Origin of the sequence: Alteromonas sp. M12 (genome assembly GCF_037478005.1) — a bacterium.
GTDB lineage: Bacteria > Pseudomonadota > Gammaproteobacteria > Enterobacterales > Alteromonadaceae > Aliiglaciecola > Aliiglaciecola lipolytica_A.
This window is the reverse complement of the sequence record NZ_CP144164.1, coordinates 510,109-535,458: the sequence shown is the minus strand read 5'-3', so window position 1 is coordinate 535,458 and position 25,350 is coordinate 510,109. Positions and strand designations below refer to the sequence as shown.

The 25,350-nt window shown below is 41.3% G+C and carries 20 protein-coding genes and 1 tRNA gene; 10 read left to right on the top strand and 11 right to left on the bottom strand.

The features are described from left to right. Positions 1–31 precede the first annotated feature (31 nt). The 3 genes from VUI23_RS02230 to VUI23_RS02220 form a co-directional block, all read right to left on the bottom strand. Entirely contained in the window at positions 32–1,096 is a 1,065-nt protein-coding gene (locus VUI23_RS02230) for an alkaline phosphatase D family protein (protein WP_342806646.1), read from the bottom strand. Further along, entirely contained in the window at positions 1,093–2,244 is a 1,152-nt protein-coding gene (locus VUI23_RS02225; RefSeq protein WP_342806644.1) for an alkaline phosphatase family protein, read from the bottom strand. The genes VUI23_RS02230 and VUI23_RS02225 overlap by 4 nt, the downstream gene beginning before the upstream one ends. 70 nt (positions 2,245–2,314) lie before the next feature. Continuing rightward, positions 2,315–4,618 (bottom strand): TonB-dependent receptor, encoded by a 2,304-nt coding sequence (locus VUI23_RS02220; protein WP_342808226.1) that lies wholly within the window; start codon positions 4,616–4,618, stop codon positions 2,315–2,317. 307 nt (positions 4,619–4,925) lie between these two features. Between VUI23_RS02220 and VUI23_RS02215 the strand changes: the two genes are divergently transcribed. From VUI23_RS02215 to VUI23_RS02195, 5 genes are all read left to right on the top strand, one after another. Continuing rightward, positions 4,926–5,591: a glutathione S-transferase gene (locus VUI23_RS02215; protein WP_342806642.1), complete on the top strand. Its 666-nt coding sequence runs from the start codon at positions 4,926–4,928 to the stop codon at positions 5,589–5,591. Positions 5,592–5,635: 44 nt separating this feature from the next. Continuing rightward, on the top strand, positions 5,636–6,811 hold the full coding sequence (locus tag VUI23_RS02210) for a dipeptidase (RefSeq protein WP_342806640.1): 1,176 nt from the start codon (positions 5,636–5,638) through the stop codon (positions 6,809–6,811). Between the two features lie 111 nt (positions 6,812–6,922). Beyond that, positions 6,923–7,819, top strand: coding sequence for an ABC transporter ATP-binding protein (locus VUI23_RS02205; RefSeq protein WP_342806638.1), 897 nt, complete (start codon positions 6,923–6,925; stop codon positions 7,817–7,819). Further along, positions 7,816–8,559, top strand: coding sequence for an ABC transporter permease (locus VUI23_RS02200; protein WP_342806635.1), 744 nt, complete (start codon positions 7,816–7,818; stop codon positions 8,557–8,559). Before VUI23_RS02205 ends, VUI23_RS02200 begins: the two co-directional genes overlap by 4 nt. Positions 8,560–8,580: 21 nt before the next feature. Then, positions 8,581–8,733, top strand: coding sequence for a hypothetical protein (locus VUI23_RS02195; protein ID WP_342806633.1), 153 nt, complete (start codon positions 8,581–8,583; stop codon positions 8,731–8,733). A gap of 150 nt (positions 8,734–8,883) precedes the next feature. Here VUI23_RS02195 and VUI23_RS02190 read toward each other — a convergent pair whose 3' ends face one another. Beyond that, positions 8,884–9,135 (bottom strand): hypothetical protein, encoded by a 252-nt coding sequence (locus VUI23_RS02190; RefSeq protein WP_342806631.1) that lies wholly within the window; start codon positions 9,133–9,135, stop codon positions 8,884–8,886. Positions 9,136–9,320: 185 nt separating this feature from the next. Here VUI23_RS02190 and VUI23_RS02185 point away from each other — a divergent pair, with 185 nt between their 5' ends. Next, a complete protein-coding gene (locus VUI23_RS02185; protein ID WP_342806629.1) occupies positions 9,321–15,566 on the top strand; it encodes a DUF6701 domain-containing protein in 6,246 nt (2,081 codons plus the stop codon). Between the two features lie 136 nt (positions 15,567–15,702). Here the strand turns inward: VUI23_RS02185 and VUI23_RS02180 are convergent, their stop codons facing one another. From VUI23_RS02180 to VUI23_RS02165, 4 genes are all read right to left on the bottom strand, one after another. Continuing rightward, complete coding sequence (locus tag VUI23_RS02180) at positions 15,703–16,260, bottom strand: DUF5655 domain-containing protein (protein WP_342806627.1); 558 nt, start codon at positions 16,258–16,260, stop codon at positions 15,703–15,705. A gap of 56 nt (positions 16,261–16,316) precedes the next feature. Continuing rightward, on the bottom strand, positions 16,317–16,835 hold the full coding sequence (locus VUI23_RS02175) for an SRPBCC domain-containing protein (protein ID WP_342806625.1): 519 nt from the start codon (positions 16,833–16,835) through the stop codon (positions 16,317–16,319). Next, positions 16,804–17,157, bottom strand: a complete 354-nt coding sequence (locus VUI23_RS02170; protein WP_216047960.1) for a metalloregulator ArsR/SmtB family transcription factor — start codon at positions 17,155–17,157, stop codon at positions 16,804–16,806. The genes VUI23_RS02175 and VUI23_RS02170 overlap by 32 nt, the downstream gene beginning before the upstream one ends. A gap of 447 nt (positions 17,158–17,604) precedes the next feature. Then, positions 17,605–18,594, bottom strand: coding sequence for a PEP-CTERM sorting domain-containing protein (locus VUI23_RS02165; RefSeq protein ID WP_342806623.1), 990 nt, complete (start codon positions 18,592–18,594; stop codon positions 17,605–17,607). A gap of 562 nt (positions 18,595–19,156) precedes the next feature. On the opposite strand from VUI23_RS02165, the gene VUI23_RS02160 reads away from it, so the two are divergent. Then, on the top strand, positions 19,157–20,110 hold the full coding sequence (locus VUI23_RS02160) for a nitronate monooxygenase (RefSeq protein WP_342806621.1): 954 nt from the start codon (positions 19,157–19,159) through the stop codon (positions 20,108–20,110). 800 nt (positions 20,111–20,910) lie between these two features. Here the strand turns inward: VUI23_RS02160 and VUI23_RS02155 are convergent. The 3 genes from VUI23_RS02155 to mutY all read right to left on the bottom strand — a co-directional run bounded on the left by VUI23_RS02155 (position 20,911) and on the right by mutY (position 22,521). Continuing rightward, positions 20,911–20,986 (bottom strand) — tRNA-Phe (locus VUI23_RS02155). Between the two features lie 176 nt (positions 20,987–21,162). Next, the gene (locus VUI23_RS02150; RefSeq protein WP_216050449.1) at positions 21,163–21,435 is read right to left on the bottom strand and encodes an oxidative damage protection protein; all 273 of its coding nucleotides are present in this window, start codon (positions 21,433–21,435) and stop codon (positions 21,163–21,165) included. A 24-nt stretch (positions 21,436–21,459) separates the two neighbouring features. Further along, complete coding sequence (gene mutY, locus VUI23_RS02145) at positions 21,460–22,521, bottom strand: A/G-specific adenine glycosylase (protein WP_216050450.1); 1,062 nt, start codon at positions 22,519–22,521, stop codon at positions 21,460–21,462. A gap of 77 nt (positions 22,522–22,598) precedes the next feature. On the opposite strand from mutY, the gene VUI23_RS02140 reads away from it, so the two are divergent. From VUI23_RS02140 to VUI23_RS02130, 3 genes are all read left to right on the top strand, one after another. Beyond that, positions 22,599–23,309, top strand: coding sequence for an alpha/beta hydrolase (locus VUI23_RS02140; RefSeq protein WP_216050451.1), 711 nt, complete (start codon positions 22,599–22,601; stop codon positions 23,307–23,309). A gap of 129 nt (positions 23,310–23,438) precedes the next feature. Beyond that, positions 23,439–24,158, top strand: coding sequence for a tRNA (guanosine(46)-N7)-methyltransferase TrmB (gene trmB / locus VUI23_RS02135; protein ID WP_342806619.1), 720 nt, complete (start codon positions 23,439–23,441; stop codon positions 24,156–24,158). After that, on the top strand, positions 24,158–25,201 hold the full coding sequence (locus VUI23_RS02130) for a methyltransferase (RefSeq protein ID WP_342806617.1): 1,044 nt from the start codon (positions 24,158–24,160) through the stop codon (positions 25,199–25,201). The genes trmB and VUI23_RS02130 overlap by 1 nt, the downstream gene beginning before the upstream one ends. The last annotated feature ends 149 nt before the right edge of the window (positions 25,202–25,350 follow it).

The following is a 25,350-nucleotide window of genomic DNA, read 5'->3' as shown; positions in this document are numbered from 1 at the left end:
AGTATGTTGCTGAATACCTAGATTCCTTATCTTAAAATGATAAATGTTGTTGTAATAACAAGTCACCCTGAGTGTCTTTGAGACTCAAGCTAACCTTAATTTCATCTTTTGTATCATTTGAGTTAGGCCATTGAATATCAATTTGCCCAAAGTTTGCATCAATAAATGCTTGACCTTGTCGATGTTCATTGGGACTTATTTGATGCCAGCTTTCTGTCAAACCTGATGAAGTCAGCTCCCATATAGATTGTCCTTTTTCGGTTTTATCTACTGACAATTCCCCCCAATGTGTATCACCACTGATAGCGAACAAGTTCTTGATATTCAACTCATCTAGTAAGGCAAGCATGCGTTCACGCTCGTGCGGAAAATTAGCCCAGCTTTCCCAGCCAGTAAATTCAGAAATAAACTGGATACTAGACACTAAAATACGTAAATCAGCAGGCTGTTTTAATTGTTCTTCTAACCATTGCCACTGAGTTTCACCTAACATCATGCCCTTACCAGAAGGATCAGGCTCGTACGGGCCTAAGTTATTAGGTGATTTCATTTTTTCATATTGAGTTTTCGATACTGCATGAAGAGCACTGCGATTCCAACGCAAATCTAATAATATCACCTGTACTTGCTGTCCTAGCGGCCCGTATATATAGGCAGTATAAGCACCATCTTCTCGACTACGTCTTTGACTATTATCAGGCTCTTTAAAATAATCTAGCATAAGTTGTTTGGATGCTTGCTTTTGAGGATATTCCGCACCACCATCATTTACACCAAAATCATGATCATCCCAGATTCCCACCACTGGCGTCGTTTCTCTTAATTGTTTAAAGCCAGGAACATTAGCTTGTTTTTGGTATTTTTCCGCTAACACCTGCATATCTTCTGTATCACCGTAAATATTGTCGCCTAACAGCATAAACAGATCTGGCTTTTGTTGATTAATCGGTGCCCAAATAGGTTGTGGTTTATCTTGATGCACACAAGAACCAAATAAAATCTTGGTGATAGGTTTAGTCGTTGCTTGCTGGGCGAATACAAAACCATGAGAACTCAATAATAAAATCAAGCAAACAGCATAAATATTGATTTTCATTGCTGGTTTACCTCAATAGCTTTACCAATGTCATCATTAAATTGGTCTGGCTTTATATTTAACAAACGAAGGGCTGTAGCGGCAACTTGGTCCAAACTAAATCTTTGCGTGTTTTTTTGCTCTCCTAATGGATGATCGTTTGCCATCATTTGCTTTACGTCTGGCCCCATGGCAGCGAGCCAAATTTGGTTTGAACCCACTATCCCATTTTTGAACTCTGCTTCTGCATTAATATAACCCTTTACTGCTTCAGGGCTGCCATGGTGAGGCCAGCTTTTCAGTGTTTCACCACGCCCGTGATCAGTGGTAATAATGAGATTAGTCTTACCTGCATATTCCGGCATACTTTGTAGCTTCTGCCATAAATTTGCGATTAAGCTATCTGCACGATGTAGTGCATCCACATATTGCCAATAACTGCCATTGTGCGCAAAGTCATCTGTTTCACCTAAAGCCAAATACAACACTTTGGGTTTAAATTGTTCAACATATTCTTCTGCAAAACCCATTGTAAAAGCATCCAAGCGTACGTTATGCCATGGGCTAGGTATATTTTGTTGCAATTGATTTAGCCACTCGGTTCTTTCTGACAGATTTTGCCAGTCTGCAGATTCAAAACCAGCATTGATTGGCAATCCACTTCGTTGCCGATTAATGATTGCCGGAAATACATCCCAACTACCGAATACAGCAACCTTATGTTGATAAATTGGTTGTTGATTTAACCATTCCAAAAAAGTAACGTTTTTGTTGTTATTGGCTGCATTATCACGAATCGTTGGATCGGCTTTACCGGTTAATAGCTCGTTATATCCAGGGTATGAAAACCACATGGAATTGTTTACTGTCATGGCAGAATTAATATCTCGATTACCCAGCAATAGCCCACTATTTGCAATTTTCGACCAAAGAAACGGCATAAGCCTAGTTCTTTTTTCACTTGCAGAAGAACCGCCAAACTGTTCAAGTTGGCGCTGTTTAATAGCAGAGTTAATATTTGCGCTGTACAACTTAGGTTCATAACCTCGATACACATCTTGCCAGCGAACCCCATCGAGGGATATGAGTATAAGGTTTTCAGCACTACTGGCCAACGAACTTGCCAGTAAAGTAAACAAACATAAAATCATAACCAATGCACGTTTCATTCAATTTCTCCATAAAAAAAGGGCTGCAAAAGCAGCCCAAAGACACAGGGTCACACATAAAGCATTTTAATTAAAATTTAACCATAGCGTTGAATGCAGCAGTACGAGGAGCTCCAATCCAAGCTGATTGACCAGAAATACCGCCTAAATAGCTTTCATCAAACATATTATTTACGGTAAGACGAAGCTCAATAGAATCAACACTTTCGCCCAAATCATCAATAATTACACCAGCATAAAAATCAGATACTAAATAGGCATCTGCGACTTGCGTATTCGCCGCATCGATAAAACGGTCATCTACCCATTTCGTCGATAGCCCTGCGATATAATTATTTCTATTCCAATCAATTGAAATAACCGCCATATGTTCGGCAGAACCAAATACGGTATTTCCAACTGGGTAATCAATTGAACCATCAGTATATTCAGCGTCATTTTTAGTAAATGAACCGTAAACGCTTAAGTTGTCATTTACTTGAATATTGATACTAGCTTCAAGACCGCTAGAATCGATACCCCCAACGTTTACATATCCGCCATTGGTGCCGATTAAGAAATCAATTCCATCCGGTGAATCAGGCGCAATAAATGTCAATCTGTCTTCAAATTTAATTGAATAATAAGTCAAACTTGCAGTAACAATGTCGCCATTGTAACGAACACCTAAATCTAGATTTTCTGCCGTTTCAGGCGATATATCTGCTAACTGAGATGAATCAGCTTCAAGCACTGTGTCTTTAATGGCAGCAAAGTTTTCAGCATAGCCAGCAAATACTTCTAAACCGTCAAGACCGGTTTGGACCACTAAACCAGCGCTTAACAACAAATCGGAATCTGACGAAATACTGACGTTTTCAGTCTCACCAAAGTTGTCGGTCCGCTCTAAATCTACGTAAAATTGTTTAACACCAAAACGTGCGGTGAACATATCTGCCTCAAGGGTGTCTTCCAAAAACAACATGGTAGTTTCAACAGGGAAAGAACGGTCATATTGCACCCAATAAGGGGTATTATCGAACTCATAACCAACTCTAGAATCAATTATTTTGTGCCAATCTCGAGACTCGTTACGATCATAATCTTCATACCAAATCCCACCGCGAAGATTGTTCTGCATGTCGTTTATTTGCGCAATCCAAGAAAAATCAGCATTAAATCCAATACGCTCTTTTTCATAGTGAGTATGGCGATAAGAACTAACCGGCAATGCACCAGATGCATAACACGCTGGATCATATTCGGCACCGGCTCCGCCATAAGGGAAGGTGATTGAACTTACACAACCATCAATGGGTGACAAAGCAACGCCAGTAGCATCCACAAAGTAGATTGTCGACAACGCACTGCCACCTTCTACGGTATTGCCAGAAACCAACTCAGAATGAGGCTGATCCGTGCCATCAGCTTCCACATCCACTAGGTATTGAGGGATCCAATCGCCACGACCTTCATTGTAATGATAATAGGCATTAGCATTGACGACTACAGAACCGAAATCATGCTCTAATTCAACATAAGCAAACCGATTTTCACGTAGTGTCGACCAGCCTTTACGATATAATTGATCGATATAGGGAATCCCAGTCCATTCAGACGTTAAGCGATCCCAATCTGGATTTTGAACAAACTGATCCAAACTAACTCGTTGGTAGTTGTCTTCATGGGCATCATCCCAAGAAAAATATGCGGTTAAATCAGTGTCGCCATAACTGCTTATGATTTTTGCGGCAATGTGATCGCGAGTATTTTCAGCCGATTGATTAACCCAATCGGTATTGCTAGAACTTGAAACACTAAACCACGCATAAGTATCTTTAGCTATTTCGCCGGTTTCATAACGCACAAACATTTTTTGCGCATCGAAATCACCCAATGTGGTACTAAAAATCATTTGTTCTTCAGTGCCAGGCTCAATAGTTACGAAATTTAATGTGCCGCCTAGGGCTTCGTTAGAACGAGATGCTATATCAGATGTACCTTGAGACACTTCAACAGTTGCAAGATTTTCAGTGTCGATATAACGATTCGCTTTAGCGCCACCACCATAGTTGGAATTACCATTGGCAATACCATCGACGGTGATACCAATCTGCTGTTGATCTAGACTTAACTGGAATCCTCGAATAGAAACAGTGGTTGACCAATCATCTGTTCCGAAGGTATCCCCTTCATTAATTAATACACCAGGTAAATTATCGATAACGGACAGAACACTGGTAAGCGAACTTTGCTGCAATAACATCGTCTCCGATGTCTGGTTATTGGCATAAGAAACACTTTTACCGATAACACTGATTTCTTCTATTTCAGCTTCTTGGGTGTTTTCTTGGGCATACGAATGCTGTGCAAATAATGCAGCTGCCACGAGCATTCCAAGACTCGAATAATGAAAAGGTAATTGTTTATTGTTGCGCACCATGGTTCCCTTTTTGTATTTAATTTTCGGGCGCTAGAGTGCTAGGAAGTGATGACAATAGAGTTTAATTTCAGTGACATTTTAAAGAAGGTTTTACTACACAAAATTTACGATACAAAAAATTAGTTACTAAAAAACATAATCTTACATAGATTACCTCAAGTGCTTTTCAGCTCTTATTCATAACTATAAGTATTCAAATGTTGTGTCTTTGTGGATAAACAAGCACATTATGCTTTCTTTTATAAGTTGGGAGAATGTTATGCTTAAATTATATGGGTTTGCCGTTAGCAATTACTTCAATATGGTGAAATTGGCCGCTGATCTAAAAAAAATCGATTACCAAGAAGTGATAACCTACCCAAATCAAACACCAGAATATTTAGCTATATCCCCTACGGGAAAAGTGCCTGCGTTAGAAACGGAACATGGTGTCTTGATTGAAACCAATGTCATTTTAGAATACCTAGATGATAATTATTCTGGCATCAAATTATATCCCGAAGACCCATTTCAGAAAGCCAAAACCAAAGAGCTGATAAAAATGCTTGAGCTTTATATGGAATTGCCTGCAAGGCGTTGTATGGCAGAAGCTTTTTGGGGTGTACCAGGAGAGGATATCACTAAAAAAGAAGTTAAACGTGCACTATTAAACGGCATGCAGTCACTCTCTAGAGTCGCTTCTTTTTCTCCATATATCGCTGGCGACCAGTTTACCGCTGCAGATATTTTCTTTTTGTATTCTGCTGATATAGCGCTGCCAATAGCAACTAAGTTATTTGATATCGACTTATTAGCCGAAGTGCCTGGAGCCAAGGAACTATTAGCCAAATTAAACGAAATGCCAGAAGCTAAAGTGATTGCTCAAGCTAGAGTTGAAGCTATGCCCGCATTTAATGCATACTTGCAAAAAGCCTTTCAGAAATAGGCACACAACCTAGTCTGATCCCTGCCTTAATATTGGAGAACTCAATGAAGAGAACTCGTGTTGCATTAACTGCCTTAGCAGTGGTGTTACTTGGTTATACTGGTGTTCGCATTTTTGTACCAAGCTATTTGGAACAACAAATGAACAAAGTGGAGCCGGTTGACACCATCACGATCAGTCAAGATGCTCAAGCATTTCATAATTCGTTAATAGTAGGCGATTGGCATGCTGATTCACTGCTGTGGAACAGGGATTTGTCTGAGCACGGGCAAACTGGACATGTGGACATTCCGCGTTTGCAGCAAGGTAATGTTGCGTTACAAATGTTTACTACTGTAACCAAATCGCCAGTGGGACTAAATTACGAAGAAAATAACACAGATGCCGCAGACAACATTACTCGATTAGCATTAGTTCAAGGTTGGCCGATGGACACCTGGACTAGCTTAACTGCAAGGGCATTATTTCAAGCTGATAAACTTTTAGAACAAGCGCAAGAGCATGCAAACGATTTTGTTGTGGTCACTTCGCAAACAACACTAGCGACATTTTTAGAAAAGCGTCTACAACATCCTAAGTTGGTTGCTGGGCTTTTGGGAACAGAAGGTTCTCACGCGTTAGATGGAGAGTTGGAGAACATTCAAGTTCTGTACAACAAAGGTTTTCGAATGATGAGCTTGCAACACTTTTTTGACAACAAATTAGGCGGCTCATTGCATGGCACAAGCCAAATGGGCTTAACTGAATTTGGTAAACAGGCTGTCAAAAAAATGCAGCAGTTAGACATTATTGTCGATGTATCCCATTCATCTGAACAAACCGTTAAAGATGTGCTAGCAATTAGCACCTCGCCGCTAGTAGTTAGTCACACAGGCTTCTATGGTCACTGTCAATCAAAACGCAATATTAATGATGGCTTAATGCAACAAATTGCCCAAGCTGGAGGCCTTATTGCTGTTGGTCATTGGGATGGTGCCATATGTAGTACTCAACCAACAGATATAGCAGATGCGATCATTTATGGCATCAACTTGGTTGGCGATGAGCACGTTTCTCTAGGTTCAGATTTTGATGGTGCTGTCACTACGGCATTCGATACCAGCCAGTTGGCACTCATCACTCAGTCCCTTTTAAACAAAGGTGTGTCAAAGGAATCTATAAGCAAGGTCATGGGTGGGAATATGCTGCAATTTTTGCAGACTAATTTACCGGTTAACTAAGCCTGCCCTAAAAGATCCATTTTAAGCGAATGCAGAATGTGACTTTCGTCACTTGTGAAGTATCACCCGCTCGATAATATTGGGATACTAAACATTAAGCAGGCAGTTTATATGGATCTTTCAACACCAATTTTACAAGCTAAAAACCTCAAAAAATCATACGCAGCAATTGAAGCTATTAAAGGCGTTAATTTTAGTATTCAAGGTGCTGGCGTATTTGCCATTTTAGGTCAGAACGGTGCAGGAAAAACATCTCTCATTAAATGTGCGCTAGGTTTAGAAAAAATCTCCTCCGGTGACATGCAAATAATGGGGCATCAACCCGGCTCTATGAATGCTAAACGTCAAACTGGGGTCATTTTACAAGACTCAGACTTGCCAGATTTGCTAACAATTCGCGAGCAAATAACGCTATTTGCAAGCTATTATCCCGCCCCATTTTCAGTACAGCAAACCATTGAAATGTGTGAACTTGAAGGCTTTGCAGATAAGCGTTATAAAAAATTATCTGGCGGTCAAAAAAGGCGTGCGCAGTTTGCCTTAGCCATAGTTGGTAACCCCCAATTAATCTTCTTAGACGAACCCACTACGGGTTTAGACATTGAAGCCAGACGAAATATGTGGGCTATCATTCGGCAGTTTGCCAAACAAGGCAAAAGCATAGTACTCACCACTCATTATCTAGAAGAGGCCGAAAATTTAGCCGACAGAATCATGATTATGAACTCAGGTTTAATAGTGGCTGATGCTTCGCCTAATGAAATCAAAAAGCAAACTAGCGGCTCAATTATTCGCTGTGAAACTCAAATTCCGGCAGATAAGTTGCGTGTTATAACCGGCGTGACTTCCGTTTCGAAATCAGGACGCTTTAGTGAAATTCGCAGTAAAAACGTCAATCTATCACTGTCAGAAATATTGAATTTAGATTCCCAAATTGCTGACCTTACCGTTAGCCAACCCAAATTAGAAGACGTGTTCAGTCACCTTAGCCAAGGAGATAAATTATGAACAGGATAGTCGCCTCTTTTGTATTGGAAACCGGTGCCGAATTGCTAAAAGCCTTTCGCGCACCTGAATTCATCTTTCCCACATTAGGGATGCCAGTGGCATTTTATACATTATTTGCCATCCTAATTCCCGGCAGTAATAGTTCGCCAGGTTATTTACTAGCCACTTACGGCGTATTTGCCGTTATGGGACCTGCAATATTTGGATTTGGAATTAGTGTGGCAAACGAGCGGGATAAAGGCTGGTTAGATCTGAAATTAGCAGCGCCTAGCCAAGGCTTCAGTTACATAGGTGCGAAGATCTGTAGCACCCTTTTGTTTTCAAGTATGTCATTGGCAATCATGTATATAATCGCCGGTTTCGGGGCGGCTGTAGCGTTGCCTCAAAGTACCTGGGCATTGATGTTAATTACCCACATTGTTGCCACTTTGCCATTTATCTTAATCGGTTTAATTGTTGGCTTTGTTTGCAATGGTAATGCGTCCGTAGCGGTTTCCAATATCATTTTTCTAGCTTTTGCGGCGTTAGGGGGATTATGGGTCCCAATCATGCTATTCCCACCAGGCATGCAAACTTTTGCACACTTATTACCCACCTATCATCTGAGCGAAATTGCATTGCATATTATAGGTGCCCCAGGGGAACGAGATTTGCTCTACAACATGCTAGCAATTTTAATCATGAGCGCGGTACTGTTAGCGATAACCGCATTGGCTTGGTCTAAACAACGTAATCACTAGAACAAATGAGGGAATAATTTAATGATTAAATATATTTTTGCAGTGGTCACAGCCCTAGTAGTTAGCATTTTAGTTCTTTTAGTTTTTATTTTACCCACTCCTACGAGCTTAGCCGATGCGACAAAAGTGGGAACGGCAAGTCAATCGCACAACACAATACTGCTAAAAACCTAAGCGTTTTTGATGACCACATGCTAATTGAATACACTAACATATTAATGAAAGACTAAGGGTGACAATACAAAGGAAGCGGCTGGCTTAAAACGTTGTGGTGAAAGCCTCCTGCAAATAACGAAGCGGTGAAAGGCACACTGCTATATCCAACTATTGCTCGGTTTGTTTTAACAAGGCTTCCAACTTTTCGGTCTTTTCTCTCGCGCTTTCAAGTAGCTGTTGTTCCTCGATTTTTCTTTTTTCTGCGGCTAGTGAGATTAGGTCTTTTTCAGATTGCGCCATTTCCAACTCAGCACGATTTTCCAATGAGCTGTGTGTCTGCTCGATTTCAGTCAATGAATCGGTTATTAACTTTTTTTCAGCTTCAAGCTCAATAACCTGGTCACCCTTTTGTTGTTCCATAAGCAAACTCTCTGGACTTTTTGACTGCTCAGTCTCTGACGAATTAGGGCTACAAGCCGCTATCGTTATAAATGACAGTATGAAGAGCATATTTATACGCATGTCTAGTTCCTAACATTACAATTATATTGGAGCTGGGTTATTATCATATGATGTTTATTGACGGTAATGAAGCCTAGGTTGTAATGCAAACCACCAAAACGTGCCATTTTAAAATTATTGCTTTGCTGGCAGCTCTTCCTGCTACCTATGTTTTAGCAGACGTATTACAACCCTCGACTATAACCTTAGTAGATACTCAATATAATAGTACCACTTGGGCGGCCAGTAATTTACAGGACGGTGATTCAAACACTCACTGGTTATCTAGCAAATTAAGCAACAACATTAATTTCCAACTCAACGACAGCAACGAAGCATACTGTGTAGAAGAATTTGAATTAACCAATTATGGTAAAGATTCAAGTTCACTAAAACAATTTATGTTACTCACCACTTCAGACAGCTCTTTAAGTGCCGACTCTGGTACTGATGGATGGCGTCCAATCGTAGCTGAGCAAAACCCCACTGCAAAAATTGATTATTTGAGTTGGGCGCAAGGGGCTCGATTGGTATCGGTGGACAGTGAATACAATAGCACAACCTATGGTGCGAAAAACCTTAACGACGGCAGCAACAAATCAAGATGGTTGTCGAAAAAATCGAATAACACCATTGAGTTTAATTTTGATACCGACTGGAATGGCAACGCTGGAAATTCAATCCCCATCAGTGAAATACAAATTACAAACTACGGTAACGATGATCGCTCAGTAAAAGAATTCCAAATTGAAGTTACCACTGATGGTGTGACTTGGAACAAACTTGAAGTCCCCGGCTCAGTCGCTGGTGATGACGACTATATATACTCCAGGACACATAATGGTGGTGTATTAGGCATTGTTGATAGCGAATACAACGCCACTACCTGGGCTGCTGAGAATATGCAGGATGGCGATGACAACTCACTTTGGTTAAGTCGCAAAAATAATAACACTATCGAATTTTCTTTTGACCCAAATAGTAATGGTACAACTGGAGCCGAAGGAGATACTGATGATGTCTTTACCTTTAGTAAATTTAACCTAAGAAACTATGGAGCGCACACTCGTTCAGTACAACAGTTTCAAATTGCAGTGCAAACTCTGAGTGACCCAAGTTGGCAAAAAATTTATGTGCCGGGCTCAGCTATTGGTGATAACGATTTTAATTTTGCTATGTCCCATAATGGCGGTACTTTGGTCGAGATCGATAGCGAATTGAATTCCACCTCTTGGGGTGCTGACAATATTCACGATGGTGACGCAAATAGTAGATGGCTAAGCTCGAATGGAAATAACACCCTAGCCTTCCAATTTGACGTTGACGAAGATGGCTTAATGGGTACGGCAACAGACTATTTCACCCTCGAAAGCTTCCGATTACGAAACTATGGAAATGACGATCGGTCAATTAAGCAGTTTCAAGTTTCAGTCAAAACCGCCTCAAATCCAACATGGCAAAAAATAGCGGTACCTGGTTCCACAAGTGGCGAAGCTAATTATAATTTTGCTTTAACGTATCAAGGCGGTACCTTAACCAGTTTTGACAGTCAGTATAACTCCACGTCATTGGCTGCGAAAAATATTCATGACGGTGACGGAAATTCTTCTTGGCTAAGTAACAAAACTAATAATTTCTTTGAATTTCAATTTGATGCTGATGGGGACGGCTCACTCGCCACTGCCGCGGATCAATTTACCTTACAAAGTTTTTATTTGAAAAACTATGGAAACGATGACCGCGCTATCAACGAGTTCCAAGTAGCGGTTAAGACATCAGCAAATCCAAACTGGCAAAAACTCAGTGTGCCAGGCTCTGTCATTGGCGAACCTGACTATAATTTTGCTTTAGCGCAACAAGGTGGGACATTAGTCAATATTGATAGCCAATATAACGCCACCTCCTATGCAGCTGCAAATCTGCATGACGGCGACTTAAACTCATCTTGGTTAAGTAGTAAAAGTAACAATACCTTGGACTTCCAATTTGATCTCGATGATGACGGTAATTTATCAGGAGCCGGGGACAGATTTAAACTTGAAGGCTTCAATTTAGTTAACTACGGCAATAACGATATTTCAATTAAGTACTTTCAAATTGAAGTTAAAACCCTTTCTAATCCAGATTGGATAAAAATTCCTGTCGCTGGCTCAGGGGCCAACGAACCAAATCACAATTTCTCATTGAGCTATCACGGTGGTAGTTTAACTACTATAGATAGTGAGTATAACTCTACCTCTTACGCCGCCAAAAATTTACACGATGGTGACCAAAGCAATCAATGGTTGTCCTCCAAACAAAATAATACATTAGCCTTTACTTTTGACACCGATAATGACGGTACCAATGGAGATCCGATTAATTTCGATACTTTCTCTCTGGTTAATTACGGTAACAACATATCAGTACAGACCTTTGAACTTGATATTCAAATTTCAAACGGTCCATGGCAAACCATCAATGCCCCAGACGGCGGGACGACTTTTACCGCCAACATGGATAATGATTTGCAAACTTGGTCTGTCGGCGCTTATAACAATGTCACAGCTACACGCATACGTACCTTAAGTAATTACGGACACTCTACCTTTACGGGCGCCAGAGAATTAACCTTTTCAGGTGATTCAGTTGGACCTACCTATACTTATACTGCCGCTAAAAATAACGACGGTGAAAGCTTCAGCATAGATCCAGCTTATCAGTTTGAAAATATAACGGATGTGCGCTTACGCACAATCTCCAACTATGGTCATTCTAGTTATATTGGCGCGAAAGAATTTAAACTTTTAGGGCCATCGGTTAGTGAAAGTAAGACGTTTAAAGCAGCAATGCATAGCAATGGTGAATTGTTCAGCCTAGATAGTGAAGACATCCCCGTTAACGTCACAGATGTGAAACTCATCACTATTAGTAATCACGGCGATCCATCCTATATCGGTGCTCGTGAATTTGAGCTGCTTGGATTGTCAGTAGCCCAAAGCAAAACCTTCACAGCGGCTATGAACGATAGTGTTCAGACTTTTACTCTAGACCCTGCCGATGTGCCAACTGATGTAACCGATGTGAAACTAGTAACCATTAGTAATCACGGTGACAATACCTACATTGGGGCCAGAGAATTTGAACTACTTGGCCCATCAATTACCAGAACGAAAATTTTTACCGCGGCCATGCATTCAAACGGAGAAACTTTTCAGTTAGATGAAGATGACATTCCTGAGGAAGTCACTGCAGTCAAGTTAATAACCATCAACAATCACGGTGATACATCTTACATCGGGCTACGTGAATTTGAAGTAATCGGGGAATCGGTTACTCCATCAACCACCTTTAGTGTGCCAATGTCAGCAGCACCATATGACATAGTATTGGATGAGGAAGATGAAGTTACAGATGTAATAGGAGCACGTTTAGTAACCATTAAAAATCACGGTGACCCAAGTTATACAGGTATCGCTGATTTTAAATTACTGGGCACAGCAATTACCCCAAGCTACATATTTACTGCTGAAAATACGACTTTATTACAGAGTTATGATTTTGATCCTATCACCACCAATATTCTGCGTTTCCGTAGCTTGAACAATTATGGAAGCTCATCTTACGTAAGGGCCACTGATTTTAAATTAAATGAAGGGGTCTGCAAAAACGCGCAGTGGCGGATGGATGAAACCAGCTGGAATGGTACGGCAAACGAAGTAAAAGATAGCACTAACAGTGGTTACGACGCAGTTTCAGTGGGTTACGGGGTGGGTACTGATCCAACTACATCTGCGATGAGCCCCGCCCTTGAGGGCGATCCAGGTTCATGTGGGTATGGAGAATTCGATGGCGTTGATGATTATATTGTTAGTGCAAATGGAGACAGTTTAGACGAGTTAACAGCCATGACGTTATCAGCGTGGATTAAGGCCAGTAGTTTTAATCAAACCAATGGCACGGATTCACGGGGGGTGTTTTCAAAAGGACCTGATGGTGTTGACGGCGTTTCTTATGGTGCTTTTTTTACCAACTCTGGCGGCAACCGACTGTATGTAGACATAGATGGGGCGAATGACAGATTTCAATCGAACACCAGTTTTGTGGTTGATACTTGGTATCATATTGCTATTGTTTTCGATGGTACCCAAGACGAATCAGAAAGAGTAAAACTATATGTTAATGGTACTCTTGACGGTACTTTTTCTGAGTCCAGTAGCCTAATTCCTAATACTTCAGGGGATTTTTATATTGGTAATTTATATTCATCGGCAAATCAGAAAAGCGTTTTCCATGGGGCCATTGATGAGGTAAACCTGAGGCCGACGGCTTTGAATGCGGCAGAAGTATCTAGCCTTATGGGCACAACCCGCTCTTGTACTGTGCCACTACATCATATCCAAATTGAACATGATGGAGATGGTTTAACCTGCAGCGCTGAACCTGTTACGCTCAAAGCCTGTGCCAATCTAGACTGTACAGATTTAGTCCCCATAGACGTCAATGTAACCCTGGCAGCCACGGGAAGTCCGTCTACATGGAGTAATAATCCAATCACTATTCCCAGTGGTGAAACTGTCAGTGTCGAGTTTAACCATACAACCGCAGAAACAATCACCCTATCAGCCGAAACAGATGTTCCAGCAATGAGTGATCTAGAGTGTATACCTGATTGTGATATTGTTTTTTCCAGCGGTGGTTACCTGCTTAGCTTAGAAGATCACACTGCATGCAGCACCACAAACTTAACAATTCAAGCGGTTAAGGTCGGTGACAGTAGTACCAGTTGTGCGGCTGCGGAAAATGGCGATTTATCCCTAGATCTAGTTTTCAATTATGCAAATCCAACCACTGGAACCAAGGTACCCACTTTAGATTCCACCGCCATGGCTGCCGCCTCAGTTACTCAGAATAGAATCATCAATTTTGATGAATCCGGAACGGCAGTATTAAGTTTTGAATACCAAGACGCCGGTAAAATTAGCATTGAAGTAAATGACGCAAGTGGCAACGGGTTGGCTTCTTCAACAGTAACAACGGTAGTTAGCCCGGCTAAATTAATTGTTGCCAGCCCTGATGCTAATGCAGAATGTACAACAAACGATGCTAGCTGCAATGTATTTAAAAAAGCCGGTGAAGACTTTAATTTATCAGTCGCCGCGGCATGTAGTGACGGTACCATTACAGCAAACTTTGAAATGAAGAATATTCCCCTTACAGTAGATACTGTTGCACCGTTAACGGGTAATTCGGTGAGTTTAGGGGTGGCGAACATCAGTATTGATACAGCCGACAACGGCGTAAAATTAGAAACAAATCAAAGTGTTTCAGAAGTAGGTGTATTTACTATAACGGCAACACCGCCAGTTAATGGTTATTTTGGTAAAACTATTGATGCCGCAACAAGTGAAAGTATCGGTAGGTTTACCCCAGCGTATTTTGACTTAGAGACAGTATTTGATGGATTTCTGTCTGGAGGCGATCCTTTTGTCTATGCTGGACAGATGAACATTGCAAGCCCTGCTTCAGGTCAAATTAGCTACGCGACTGAACCTGAATTCACCATAACGGCCAAATCTTTAGATGGGCATACAACGTTAAACTATACCGGTGATTTCGTAAATTTAGATGAGTCCAATATTGTTAGAGTCAGTCCCACCGAAGATTCAAGCCAAATTGGTGCCGATGCCACTACTAATGTCTCTTTGAGCGCAAATCTAAAATCGCCGACGATAACCGAAATGAATGGGGTAATTAGTTATCAATTTAACTCAACCGATAATTTTATTTATGAGCGTAATGCCAACGCGTTAGTTGAACCATTTACAAGTAACCTAAGTTTGAAGGTTACATCGGTTATAGATGCAGATGGAATTACGGCAAACGATTCAGATGGAAATGCTGCCAACGGGGTACTTGAATTGCTACCATTCGGCGAAGAAGTGCGTTTTGGTCGATGGGTTTTGAAGAATAACTACGGCCCAGAAACCACTTCATTGAATATCCCGATGCAAATCGAGTATTGGGATGGAAGTCGTTTTGTGATCAGTAGCGAAGACAATTTCACTCGCTTCGACGCAGCAACCGACGTCAACATAACCGATATAAGTCTAGCTCCAGGCACTACTAGCGCGTCAGGCGCAGGTACGTTCGAGTCGGGACGTGCAGAATTCCTCCTTTCTCCACCTGGAGTTAATAACCAAGGTGATGTGCAAATTGAGTTTGAAGTCCCAACTTGGTTACAATTTGATTGGAGCGATATCGACTTTAACTATGACGGCCCGTACACTGAGAATCCGTCCTCGGTAGCGACTTTTGGCATATTTCATGGCAACGATCGAATGATTCATTGGCGCGAAAAATCAAATTGATGATTTGTGCATTTTAACCAGTGCACACCTTGATTCAAAATTTTGAGTAGCCTGCCAAAGAAGCAGGCTCATAACACCAGTGAAAATATGCCTGTCTATCCTTCACCATCTTTCATTTACGTCTAATTGGCAATTTTTAGCTTTGCTGATATGCCATTTTCAGCCAATCAATCAGTTCTTCATCTACTTGATTTATATCAGTGATTTTAATTCGATGAGACACCATCGAATTGAAACTACCAGAAGCTTCCAATCGCCCCTGAGGCTCGACATTTTTAAGATTAAGACCAAGGTCAACACGGGTTTTAGTGGAAGGTTGAATGAGTGCAAATTGCTTATTGCGCCGCAAGCTAATATAAGACTTTTTTGGCGCTATTTGCATTTCACTCAAACTATCGAGAGCTTTAATAATAGTTGAGTATATTATTTTCAAATGTTGCTTAGAGCCACTATATTGCGTCTCTATTAAGTCTGTTTCGTTTGACGGAGTTGCATTACGATTGAGATAGTCATGGGCGATTAAATTAGCAAAACCGTGGGTCACAGCGAACTCAGTTTTCAACATTTTAACTATTTGACCATGCTTTTCACACTGTCCTTTGGTGATGATTTCAAACCAGCTGTTCATGCCCTTTCCGGTTTTCTGCTCCACGTTGTTGCGCATGGTTTGCGCCATTTCTTCTGGAGTTGCCATAACTATTCTCCCAATTGTGATTATCTGTTTATTAACGAGTCATAATCATTAACCATTTAGAGTGGCCAATGCTCACTTTTACATTTACTTGGCACGGTAAAAGACAAAGCGCCAATCATGAATAGCATAAGTTGATACTTAAATGGCGGTTTGCCATGCTCAACGACACCTTTTAAAGTATTTAAAATAAACGGGACACCTTGCTCCATGTATTTTGCAGTTTTCGTTGCAACCGGCATATCTTCATTAATAAGGGTAAATTCAGTTCCCCCGTCCACTTCCTTCAACTTATAAGTCACCTTGCAATAAGGATCGTCTAAACTGGTAAATTTAAAGGAATGGGAGTAGATAAAGGGAGGATCGAATTCCAGCACTTCCCCCACTACCGAGGTATATTTACCATTTTTACCAGTGCGCATTCTTATAGCTGCACCCTGTTCAAGCCCAGGAGTGTCCAAACGAGCATTAAAAAACTGAGCTTGTAGACCGTCTGTTTTAGTTAGTTGTTGCCAAACTTTATCTATTGGCGCCGCAATAAAAATTTTATGAACACTTTTTGTCTTGCTCTGGCTCATTTTCATCATCCTGCAATTGTTGTTCAATTTGGTTTTTAAAGCCGGTTAAACGGGATGCCATAAAACGACTATATTCATCCGTCCAGCGATCATAAATTTGTTGAATGGGTATGACGTTAAAATAATGGTGTTTGGATGTACCGATCTTTTCAGTAACTAACAAATTGGCCTGCTCTAGTATTTTTAAGTGTTTCATTATCGCTACCCTACTCATAGCGAACTGACGACTAATATCATTCACCAGACAGGCTGGATTGTTCTTCACAAAATCGAGAATTTGACGTCGAGTTTTATTTGCTAGTGCGCTGAAAGTATTGTCCATAACCAATATGTAACCATTAAGTTACATATAAAATAGCGGATATGTTTCTCAAAGACAAGTTTAAACGGTGCATGTTTAACATCGTTATAAGGGTTAGGTAGCCTAGTAGCCTAGTAGCCTAGTAGCCTAGTAGCCTAGTAATCAATTTTATTAGTTTAGGGTTTAATAGCTACAAAGGATATCTCACCATCACTTGGATTATATGATTTCGCCTACCATGCAATTTTTGATTGTATGAAATAATAACAAAAGGAGGCGTGACGGGACCACGCATTTGACCTTGAATGTAAAAATGCTCCCGAACATTTCCGTTCAGGAGCATTTAATTAGAGATTACTTTGGCTCGGTAATTGATACATCTACGCGAGCAATACATAGCAGCTAATAACCGAGTTGAATATACCTTAGAACTGGTGCACTAAACTGGGCTTAAACTTTTTACGAATGTTATTTCGCAAAACGCTTACGCATGCTCATCCCCATTAAACCAATGCCGAACAGCAAGATAGTTGCTGGAACTGGAACGGTAGTTGGATCGTCATCTCCAGGAATATCTACAGTACCTACTGTATCACCGAAAACATAAGAATAATTAAGAGTTGCTGACTCCCCTGCATTCAAGTCCCCGATCATAAAGCCAAGCCCGATACCATTATCCCCAGAAGAGTCGAAACCAAATGCTATTGGTGCAAAATCACCACCGATTAAATAATCAGCAGGGTTAATTTGTGAACAACAAGAAAACTCTATACCTGTATTATGTTCATAATCACTATCGGTAAACATACCCATAGTTAAACCACTGATAACACCAGAGGCACTGATGAAATCAGTTTGCGCCAATTCACCAGCATCATCGTAATCGCCATCATTATTTAAGTCCAACCCACGCTCATTGTTTGTACTTGCCGAACCGCCAGGATAGTTATCTGGATCAGGGTCAATTGCTCTTGAGAATGCAAGATTAGTCATGTCACTAATAGCGGTAATCGTGGTCGTAATATTCAGGTTTTCATCGGTATCATCAAAGAAAAAGTCATGAACAATATCGAAAAAACCATTGTCAGCAGTACCCGTCCAGCGAACATGGTTGTCAAATGCGCCACCACCTAGGTCTGTAATTGACACCTGACTTACGCTATCGCTTGAAGAGTTTCTATTACCTACAGTACTGAATTGGTCAGACGAGATACCAAAGCCTTCAAACGGGGTCCCCGGGCGAAGATAATCTCCTTGTGCAGTATCAAAAGTTCCTGTTCCTGTTGGATCGTGGATAAGTCCAGGTATGGCGCTTTCATTCCCTAAGGTGCCATCATCTGACACTTGGGTCCAGAGGAAATTACCTTGCATAAAAATAGGTGCGGCCGTTGCAGCCGATGCACCTAGCATAGCACTTAATGTAATGCTTGCTAATGCCAGCTTTTTTGTTTTAATCATTGTTTGATTTCCTTTTTAATTTTGACAGTAATGCTTCAATCCTACCGAAGCTTCCGATGCTCACATCAATTTTGCACCTAGTTGGAATACAAGCATAGTTTAAGCCAGCTTATTTTTTATACAACCATATCAACAATTTATTAACAATTAGATAAAAATAATTACCACCTATAAAGGGAAATATGTAAAAAAAACTGACAAAAATTTGTTTAAAGAAAAAATATTTACGACATCCAGATAACTATTAATAAGACCGAGTGAAATCACCACCACGGGTGGCGAAATGGACTTACTCTACTCGCCAGCAAATACACGTCATCATAGAGCAAGGTAATGATTTAACTCAGGTTGCATATATTTTCTAATGCTTTTTGGCACTGATATTTCCAGCTCTTATCTTGTCCCACAAATTCTATCTTTACAATAATTGAAGCCAACCTTGTCAACTATCAATAAACCAATAGCTAGGTATTCTATTCATGAAAAAAAGTACCAATCTCACTAACATTTCTATAACAATATTACTAATAACCTAAGCCACAATTCATTTCAGAGGAAAGATATGACTAATATTGTAATCAAAACCCGCATCACAGATATGCTCGGTATTGAAAAACCTATAATACAAGCTGCGATGGGCTGGATAGCACGTTCACAACTATCATCTGCGGTTTCAAATGCTGGCGGTATGGGCATTATCGAAACGAGCTCTGGTGAATTGGATGCAATACGTGAAGAAATACTAAAAATGCGCGACCTGACGGATAAACCCTTCGGTGTGAACATTGCCCAAGCTTTTGTGCGCGATCCAAAAATTCTCGACTTCATTATTGATCAAGGTATTAAGTTTGTTACCACATCAGCTGGCGATCCAACAAAATATACAAATCAACTAAAAGCCGCTGGCTTAACCGTATTTCATGTAGTACCCAACTTCAAAGGTGCACTAAAAGCAGTAGAGGCAGGCGTTGACGGACTCATAGTAGAGGGTGGTGAAGGCGGCGGTTTCAAAAATGCCGACGACGTATCGAGCATGGTCTTGATACCGCAAGTATGTGAAGCGGTAAACGTACCTATAGTCGCTGCTGGCGGTATTATGGATGGACGCAGCATGGCAGCAGCCCTAGCCCTTGGTGCTGACGGTGTTCTTATGGGGACTCGCATCTTAAGCGCAACAGAAAGCCCCGTTCATCAAAACTGGAAAGACGCGATTATTGCTGCTGATTCAACTGACACTCTGTTTTTAAACCGCAAAGGTCCAGGGCCAGCGTTAAGAGCACTGCGCACCAAACGTTCAACTCGGATTTTAGAGGAAGGTTCACCAAGTATTTTCAGCGAATTCCAAGACACACAAGCGGTATACTTTGGTGGCGATCTAGAGGCAGGAATCGCCTTAACAGGACAAGTTGCAGGGCGCATTAAAGAAACAAAATCGATTAAACAAATATTCGATGAAACTCTTGCTGAGTTTGGTGAAGTCACAGGCCGTTTAGCTGCTTTAGTAAAAAGCAATTAAAACATAAAAGAGGGTAATCATTGTTAACGGGGTCAGCACGCATAATTTAAAAAGCCGCAGTCCCCGTAGGCTTCTATAAAACAACAAGTTACTCACATTGATTAGCTGATAAAGCGGCTCATCCGCACTTAATAAGCAGATTGATAAACACAACAACAATCTCCACCGTTACTCAGCTTGCTAGCTTGTCATGTTCTATCTTTGATGACCCGGGATCGAGACGCACGCGCAGCAGCGGGACACGACCCGTGGCACTGGTTCATTTCAACCTAAAACGAAAAAGCCCCGCATTTTCATGCAGGGCTCTTGGAATAAATGGTGCCTCGACCCGGGATCGAGACGCACGCGCAGCAGCGGGACACGAGCCGCGGCGCTGGTTCGATTTCAACCTAAAACGAAAAAGCCCCGAACATTTCTGTTCAGGGCTCTTGGAATAAATGGTGCCTCGACCCGGGATCGAGACGCACGCGCAGCAGCGGGACACGACCCGTGGCACTGGTTCGATTTCAACCTAAAACGAAAAAGCCCCGCATTTTCATGCAGGGCTCTTGGAATAAATGGTGCCTCGACCCGGGATCGAGACGCACGCGCAGCAGCGGGACACGAGCCGCGGCGCTGGTTCGATTTCAACCTAAAACGAAAAAGCCCCGAACATTTCTGTTCAGGGCTCTTGGAATAAATGGTGCCTCGACCCGGGATCGAGACGCACGCGCAGCAGCGGGACACGACCCGTGGCACTGGTTCGATTTCAACCTAAAACGAAAAAGCCCCGCATTTTCATGCAGGGCTCTTGGAATAAATGGTGCCTCGACCCGGGATCGAACCAGGGACACGCGGATTTTCAATCCGCTGCTCTACCAACTGAGCTATCGAGGCACTGACTTTTCGTCAAATCACAACACTAAAAAGTATACTTGGTAGCGCCGTGGGTGCGTATTAAACGGATTCTTGGCTATCAAGTCAACCGATTTTTAATAAATTTTTAGTTTTAAGCGCTGTTTGTTCGAAAACCCAGCAAATCGACTTCTATTTAAGCATTATTTTAGGTTACTTTACGCAGAAGGTGGAACGTACCCTTCGATATCTGGCTCTTTTCCTTCGAACAAATACCCAACCATTTGCTCTTCTAAAAACTTTCTCGCTTCGGGTTGCATCATATTGAGTTTATTTTCATTAATCAGCATGGTTTGTTTCTTTTGCCAGTCTGCCCAAGCTTCTTTGCAAATATTGTCATAAATCTTTTTGCCTAATTCCCCCGGATATAGTTGAAAGTCCAGTCCATCGGCATCTTTTTGTAGTTTTTGACAAAAAACCGTTCTGCTCATAATCAATGTATCCCAAATGTTCTATTAAAGATTTTTGCGTAGTGTACTAAAAAGTTTAATGGTTGGCGCTGCTAATCCCACTTTTGGCGGTGAATTTAAATCATACCAAAGGGTTTCTTGTTCTTCGACTCTCAAAGTGGGTGGTTTTTTGAGGTGCATCAATAGCGGTTTGATGTCTAGATGGAAGTGGCTAAAAGTGTGTCGGAATTGAGCGAGTTGTTCAATTTGGATATCACCTAAGGCTAAACTTTGTGCTTTGGATTCGGCGTCTTGCAAAGTGTCAGCTTCATATAAACCAAATAGGCCTCCCCAAATACCTGAACTTGGTCGTTTATACACAAGTACTTGATCTCGCCAAACAGGTAGCAACATTACCGTGGTTCGCACTGGAGTGGTTTTTTTAGGCTTTTTAGTGGGCAGTTCAGCTTGTGTACCTTGGGCAAACGCCAAACAAGTGGTTTGCACAGGGCAAGCATCACAATTAGGTTTAGACCGTGTACATAGAGTCGCACCTAAATCCATAATAGCTTGTGTATACAATCCTGTATCTTTGGCTGGGGTAAGGTCATCAGCGTACTCCCATAATTGTTGTTCAATGGCCTTGCTCCCTGGCCACCCATGGATTCCAAAATAACGGGTAAGAACACGCTTAACGTTGCCATCTAAAATACTCACATGTTTGCCATTGGCGATGGACAATACAGCACCGGCAGTGGAACGTCCGATACCCGATAACGCTACCATTCCCTCGAGTGTCTCAGGAAATACGCCGGCGTGAAGGTCACGTACTGTTTGCGCTGCTTTATGCAGGTTTCTGGCTCTAGCGTAATATCCTAATCCAGTCCAAAGATGCAGCACATCATCAATAGGCGCGTTGGCTAAAGCAATCACATCGGGGAAGCGTTGCATAAAGCGCTGATAAAAAGGAATCACGGTTTTAACCTGAGTTTGCTGCAACATGATTTCTGACACCCAAACTCGATAGGGGGTCTTCTGCTGCTGCCACGGCAGATCTTTTCTACCATTTTGATGGTACCAGTTCAGTAATTTTTGACTAAACGTCGAGTCAGTAGTTGGACTTTGCATAATACCTTGAATTGATTTTGCGGTTTTAACGCATCGGGTTTGTTATGATCATACTAGAATTTTATTGAAATAGATTAATGATGCTAGAAATAACCACCCCTACTATTTTTTTTCCTGGAACTTTGTGTGATGAGCGTATTTGGATCCCTTTATGGAAAAAACTGAATCTTGCCCAACGTAGTTATGTGCCTTTGCAGTGGGCCGATACATTAGAACAAATGCAGGCATTGAGCAGTGACCGTATAAACAGCTTTGAGCAAAAGGTTCATTTAGTCGGCTTTTCCATGGGCGGCTATATTGCGGCTTTAACCGCCTTGCAATTCCCAGATAAGGTAGCCTCTTTAACCTTAATTGGTTACTGTCCTGACGGCCTCAGCGCACAAGAAGTTCAGCAGCGTAAAATGCTGATAAAAATGATAGATGACAAAAAATCGGTAACCATGAACCAAGCCAGACTTGCACACTTTTTCACTCAAACTGAAATGAGAAACGCAGATTTAGTTGAGATAGTAAAAGACATGGAAAGTGATCTTGGCCCTAGCGTATTGAAAGCACACGTTCAATCAACGACGCCAAGGCCTGACCTATCGCCGAAACTGAAAACAAGTACCTTTCCGATTCATTTTATAGCAGCAGAATTGGACCAAGTAGCGCCTGCTCAAGCAATTGAAGATTTTGCCAATTCATTAGCCAATGCAGATTTTAATCTCATCAATGGCACTGGACACATGATGCTATTGGCTGAACCTGATTTAATCGCGAAACACTTGCACAAGTTATTATTCTAGCTTGGCTTCCCCCATTAAATCACCACGGCATGGCTAAATGCTAGGTTTGCGCTAGTGCAGGTATTCATTCTGAGGTAAAATGCCGCCCCATTTTAGAAAAACAATTTTTAGATAAGAGACAACATTTGCATGAGCCAGTTTAAAACTCAAGAAGAAGCCGAAGCAGCAGGCGTATACGTTCAAAAAGTACGTAGCTTTGTTAAGCGAGAAGGTCGTTTGACTAAGGGCCAAGCTAAAGCCCTTGAAGAGTTTTGGCCAACAATGGGGTTACTCCATGCAGACGGAAAATTGGACTTTACACAAGTATTTGGACGCTCTGCTCCGGTTGTTTTGGAAATTGGTTTTGGTATGGGTAAATCCTTGGTTGAAATGGCTGCCAATGAACCAGACAAAGATTTTATTGGAATTGAGGTGCACAGACCAGGTGTAGGTACATGTATGGCTGATGCCCACGAACAAAACGTAACTAATTTACGTGTTTACGAGCATGATGCAGTAGAAGTATTGGCAGATTGTATTGCCGATGAAAGTATCGACCGCCTACAGTTGTTTTTCCCTGATCCATGGCACAAAAAACGTCATCACAAGCGTCGCATCATTCAGCCTGATTTTGTTCAGAAACTTCGTTCTAAATTGAAAATAGATGGTGTGTTCCACATGGCAACCGATTGGGAGAATTATGCAGAGCACATGCTTGAAGTGATGCAATCAGCAGAAGGCTTCAAAAACTTATCGGAAAGCCAAGATTATGTCCCACGACCAGATAACCGACCACTGACAAAGTTTGAGCAGCGTGGCCATCGCCTAGGACACGGCGTTTGGGATCTGATGTTTGCGAGGGTGAACTAATGTTATCTACCACAAGCCAAGTGCTTGTGCGTAATAAAGAGCAATTTGCAGAAGGTAGGTGGCTGTTTGTTAACCCTCCTGAAGCAGACATTTTCTCAGCATTAGATAATCCAAATATTTTTGGTTTCCATCAATTTTATGACGTATTTCAACAATGTCCGAAAAATAATAAACATTTATTTTCTGCACATTATCCTGTTGCGCTAAACCATAATCAAAACCCCGAAAAGCCAAACAGTGAGTTGTTTGACGGGGCTGTGATTTACATGCCTAAGTCGAAAGAGCACGCCGCCCTGTTAATTGCCAATATGGCTGCATGCGTCAAACCATCTGGAAATATCTTTTTGGTTGGGGAAAATAAATCCGGCATCAAGAGTGCTGATAAATTGTTTGCTAAAGTTTCCCAACGAATAAACAAAATCGATTCGGCTCGCCATTGCAGTTTATATTGCGCTTACATTGAAGAAAAACACAGTTTTGACATCACCAAATTTGTTCAATACAAAGATATTCAGGTAAATGACGTAGTATGCAAAATTGCCTTTTTACCTGGGATTTTTAATACAGGTGCACTCGATCCTGCTAGCCAACTTTTGATTGAAAACCTACCTGAAAAGCTAACAGGAAAAGTACTAGATTTTGCATCTGGTTCGGGGGTCATTGGTTGTTTTGCAGCAAAAATCAATCCTGAGATTACGCTGACACTATGTGATGTAAGCGCTTTAGCAACTTACTGTAGCGAACTAAGTTTGTCGGCCAATAATCTCAAAGCTAATGTTATTGCTTCAAATGGATTGGCTGAAATTAGCCACAAATTCAACACAGTATTAACCAATCCTCCGTTTCATACTGGGATTAAAACTGACTATAGTGTAACCGACAAATTTATCAAAGAAGTGAAGTTCGCGTTACTTCCAAAAGGCACATTAATGTTGGTAGCTAATCGCTTTTTACCCTATCCAGATATAATTAAAGGTTCGTTGCCAATGGTCTCAACAGTGGCACAAACTTCTAAATTTAACCTTTACAGAGCGCAAAAATAGAATACAGTTATTTATATAACCCATTTATCTAAGTAACTGAGTTGGTCACCTACTCTTGGGTGCCACTTGCTAGACACTCAGGTCGTCATGTAACCTGCTACTCAGTTTAAAGTAATAGTTACTTTATTCTCAAGTTTATGAATTGGAGA

Bases quoted from the DNA above. Each gene is read 5' to 3' on its own strand.
- VUI23_RS02230 (WP_342806646.1), bottom strand. From the start codon at position 1,096: ATGAAAATCAATATTTATGCTGTTTGCTTGATTTTATTATTGAGTTCT.
- VUI23_RS02225 (WP_342806644.1), bottom strand. From the start codon at position 2,244: ATGAAACGTGCATTGGTTATGATTTTATGTTTGTTTACTTTACTGGCA.
- VUI23_RS02220 (WP_342808226.1), bottom strand. From the start codon at position 4,618: ATGCTCGTGGCAGCTGCATTATTTGCACAGCATTCGTATGCCCAAGAA.
- VUI23_RS02215 (WP_342806642.1), top strand. From the start codon at position 4,926: ATGCTTAAATTATATGGGTTTGCCGTTAGCAATTACTTCAATATGGTG.
- VUI23_RS02210 (WP_342806640.1), top strand. From the start codon at position 5,636: ATGAAGAGAACTCGTGTTGCATTAACTGCCTTAGCAGTGGTGTTACTT.
- VUI23_RS02205 (WP_342806638.1), top strand. From the start codon at position 6,923: ATGGATCTTTCAACACCAATTTTACAAGCTAAAAACCTCAAAAAATCA.
- VUI23_RS02200 (WP_342806635.1), top strand. From the start codon at position 7,816: ATGAACAGGATAGTCGCCTCTTTTGTATTGGAAACCGGTGCCGAATTG.
- VUI23_RS02195 (WP_342806633.1), top strand. From the start codon at position 8,581: ATGATTAAATATATTTTTGCAGTGGTCACAGCCCTAGTAGTTAGCATT.
- VUI23_RS02190 (WP_342806631.1), bottom strand. From the start codon at position 9,135: ATGGAACAACAAAAGGGTGACCAGGTTATTGAGCTTGAAGCTGAAAAA.
- VUI23_RS02185 (WP_342806629.1), top strand. From the start codon at position 9,321: ATGCAAACCACCAAAACGTGCCATTTTAAAATTATTGCTTTGCTGGCA.
- VUI23_RS02180 (WP_342806627.1), bottom strand. From the start codon at position 16,260: ATGGCAACTCCAGAAGAAATGGCGCAAACCATGCGCAACAACGTGGAG.
- VUI23_RS02175 (WP_342806625.1), bottom strand. From the start codon at position 16,835: ATGAGCCAGAGCAAGACAAAAAGTGTTCATAAAATTTTTATTGCGGCG.
- VUI23_RS02170 (WP_216047960.1), bottom strand. From the start codon at position 17,157: ATGGACAATACTTTCAGCGCACTAGCAAATAAAACTCGACGTCAAATT.
- VUI23_RS02165 (WP_342806623.1), bottom strand. From the start codon at position 18,594: ATGATTAAAACAAAAAAGCTGGCATTAGCAAGCATTACATTAAGTGCT.
- VUI23_RS02160 (WP_342806621.1), top strand. From the start codon at position 19,157: ATGACTAATATTGTAATCAAAACCCGCATCACAGATATGCTCGGTATT.
- VUI23_RS02150 (WP_216050449.1), bottom strand. From the start codon at position 21,435: ATGAGCAGAACGGTTTTTTGTCAAAAACTACAAAAAGATGCCGATGGA.
- mutY (WP_216050450.1), bottom strand. From the start codon at position 22,521: ATGCAAAGTCCAACTACTGACTCGACGTTTAGTCAAAAATTACTGAAC.
- VUI23_RS02140 (WP_216050451.1), top strand. From the start codon at position 22,599: ATGATGCTAGAAATAACCACCCCTACTATTTTTTTTCCTGGAACTTTG.
- trmB (WP_342806619.1), top strand. From the start codon at position 23,439: ATGAGCCAGTTTAAAACTCAAGAAGAAGCCGAAGCAGCAGGCGTATAC.
- VUI23_RS02130 (WP_342806617.1), top strand. From the start codon at position 24,158: ATGTTATCTACCACAAGCCAAGTGCTTGTGCGTAATAAAGAGCAATTT.